Raw genomic sequence first — 2,301 nt, 5'->3', positions numbered from 1 at the left:
CGGGCTGTTCCGTTTCCTCCTCACTTGCTTCGGGCTCGGGCTGCTGATGACCGTGGTTCTGGCGATGATCGGCATCTACAACGGGCTTGTCGCGGATGCGCTGGCGGTGGTGAAGGCGCCGGCGGCCGATGTCTGGGTGGTGGAGGCCGGCACCAAGGGCCCCTTCGCCGAAGCCTCCAGCATTCCCGCCGACACCCGCGATGCGGTGGCGCGGATGCCCGGCGTGGCCGAGGCCGGCGCGGTCAATTTCCAGAACATCGAAGCGCCCCATGGCGGACAAACGCTGCGCCTCTACGTCGTCGGATACGAGCCGGGTCGCCCGGGCGGGCCGCAGACAATCGCCGAGGGGCGCGGCATCGGCGCCAGTCATTTCGAGCTGGTGGCCGACCGCAAGACCGGCCTTTCGCCCGGCGAGACCATCCGCCTCGGGCGCGACCGCTTCACGGTGGTCGGGCTGGTCGAGGGGGCGATGAACTCGGGCGGCGATCCGGCGGTCTATGTGACGCTCTCGGACGCGATGGCGCTGCAGACCGAACTCGACCCGGCGGCCCAGCGGGTGCAGGCGGCGCGTGGCGCAACCTCCGTCAAGTCCGCCTCGGTCGCCGCGGTGATCGCCCGCATGGCGCCGGGGGCCGATGTCGAGCTGCTGACCGCGACCGTGCGCCAGTGGAAGCACCTTGCCGCCATGACCCAGGGCGAACAGGAGGAATTGCTGCTGGCCTCCGTGGTGGACAAGGCGCGCAGGCAGATCGGCCTCTTCCTCGGCATCCTGCTGTCGGTCAGCGCCGTGGTGATCGCGCTGATCATCTACACCATGACCATGGAGAAGCTGAAGCAGATCGCCACCCTGAAGCTGATCGGCGCGCCCGACCGCACCATCGTCGCACTGATCGTCGAGCAGGCGCTGATCCTCGGCGCCGCGGGCTGGGGGATCGGGCTGGCGCTGATCCTGACCGTCAAGGACTACTTCCCGCGCCGCGTGGTGCTGGAGCCGTTCAACGTCATGGTGCTGGCCGGTATCATCGCCGCCGTCTGCCTTCTGTCCTCCGCGCTCGGCGTGCGGGCGGCGATGAAGGTCGATCCGGCCACCGCGCTCGGGAGCTGACATGGCGCTTGGCGACACGCTGATCGAGGTTGCGGCCGTGGCCAAGCATTTCGGCGAGGGTGAGACCCGCGTCGATGCCCTGCGCGAAATCAACCTTACCGTGCGCGCCGGCGAGGTGATCGCGCTGCTTGGCCCCTCCGGCTCCGGCAAGACCACGCTTCTCAACATCATCGGCTGCATCCTTGCGCCCTCCTCGGGGAGGGTGGTGCTGGACGGAGAGCCGGTGTTCGACGGCAGATGGCTCAGGCGCGACCTGCGACGCCTCAGGCTCGACAAGATCGGTTTCATTTTCCAGGCCCACAATCTCCTGCCGTTCCTGACCGCCGAAGAAAATGTCGCCGTCGTCCTCGACCTTGCCGGGCGGCCCGCTGACGAAGGCCGGGCGCGGGCGCGTGAACTGCTGGACTATCTCGAGGTCGGTCACCGGGCGCGCGTCAAGCCCGCGCTCCTGTCGGGCGGCGAGGCGCAGCGCGTGGCGATCGCCCGCGCGCTGGCCAACCGCCCCCGCATCATCCTGGCCGACGAGCCGACCGCCGCGCTCGACAGCGCGCGCGCCGGGTTGGTGATGGACCTGTTGCGCAAGCTGGCCGTCGAGCAGGAGGCCTGCATCGTCACAGTCACCCATGACGAGAAGATCTTCGACCGTTTCGACCGCCTGATCCACCTGCGCGACGGCCGCCTGGCCGACGCCTGACCCGGAGGAACCCCATGAGCCGCCGCCCCCTCTCGCTGACCGTCGCCGCGGCCGTCGCCGTGATCTTCGGCCTCTTGACCATCGTTTCGGGAGGCCGCGCGCTTTTTGGCGGCGTCGACATGGGCGCGGTGGTGCCCTTCGTGCTATGGTTCAACTTCGGTGCCGGCTTTGCCTATGTCCTGGCCGGGATCGGACTTTGGCGCGGCGGGGCTTGGGCGCCGATGCTGGCGCTTGGAATTGCCGTGGCGACGGCGCTAGTCTTCGTCGCCTTCCTCTGGCATGTCCTGACGGGCGGCGCCTGGGAGGCGCGCACCATGGGCGCGATGATCCTGCGCACCGGCATCTGGACCGCCATCGCGGTGCTTGCGTTGCGGGGCAAGAAGCCCACCTGAACGAATCTCGAACCCAGCCAGCACTTGCGCCAGCCCGGAGCCTGACATGAAGCGATCCCTGCCCGTGGACCTGTCGCTGGTCCTCTCGCTCGCCACCGTTCTCGGCATGG

Annotated in this window: 3 protein-coding genes; all 3 read left to right on the top strand. The window is 68.9% G+C overall.

Annotation, left to right across the window (positions count from 1 at the left end):
- A partial coding sequence (locus JNJ68_RS15160; RefSeq protein ID WP_294983342.1) for an ABC transporter permease occupies positions 1-1,105 on the top strand: 1,105 nt, incomplete at its 5' end.
- A 1-nt stretch (position 1,106) separates the two neighbouring features.
- Positions 1,107-1,799, top strand: a complete 693-nt coding sequence (locus tag JNJ68_RS15155; RefSeq protein WP_294983340.1) for an ABC transporter ATP-binding protein — start codon at positions 1,107-1,109, stop codon at positions 1,797-1,799.
- A 14-nt stretch (positions 1,800-1,813) separates the two neighbouring features.
- A complete protein-coding gene (locus JNJ68_RS15150; protein ID WP_294983339.1) occupies positions 1,814-2,191 on the top strand; it encodes a hypothetical protein in 378 nt (125 codons plus the stop codon).
- Positions 2,192-2,301: the final 110 nt, after the last annotated feature.

It is taken from the genome of Tabrizicola sp., from assembly GCF_016793705.1.
Lineage (GTDB): Bacteria > Pseudomonadota > Alphaproteobacteria > Rhodobacterales > Rhodobacteraceae > Tabrizicola.
Note: the sequence above shows the minus strand (reverse complement) of the source record. Positions and strands in the feature narration are given on the sequence as shown.

What these genes read in the sequence shown, in the direction of transcription:
- JNJ68_RS15155 (WP_294983340.1), top strand. Translation starts at nt 1,107, where the DNA reads ATGGCGCTTGGCGACACGCTGATCGAGGTTGCGGCCGTGGCCAAGCAT.
- JNJ68_RS15150 (WP_294983339.1), top strand. Translation starts at nt 1,814, where the DNA reads ATGAGCCGCCGCCCCCTCTCGCTGACCGTCGCCGCGGCCGTCGCCGTG.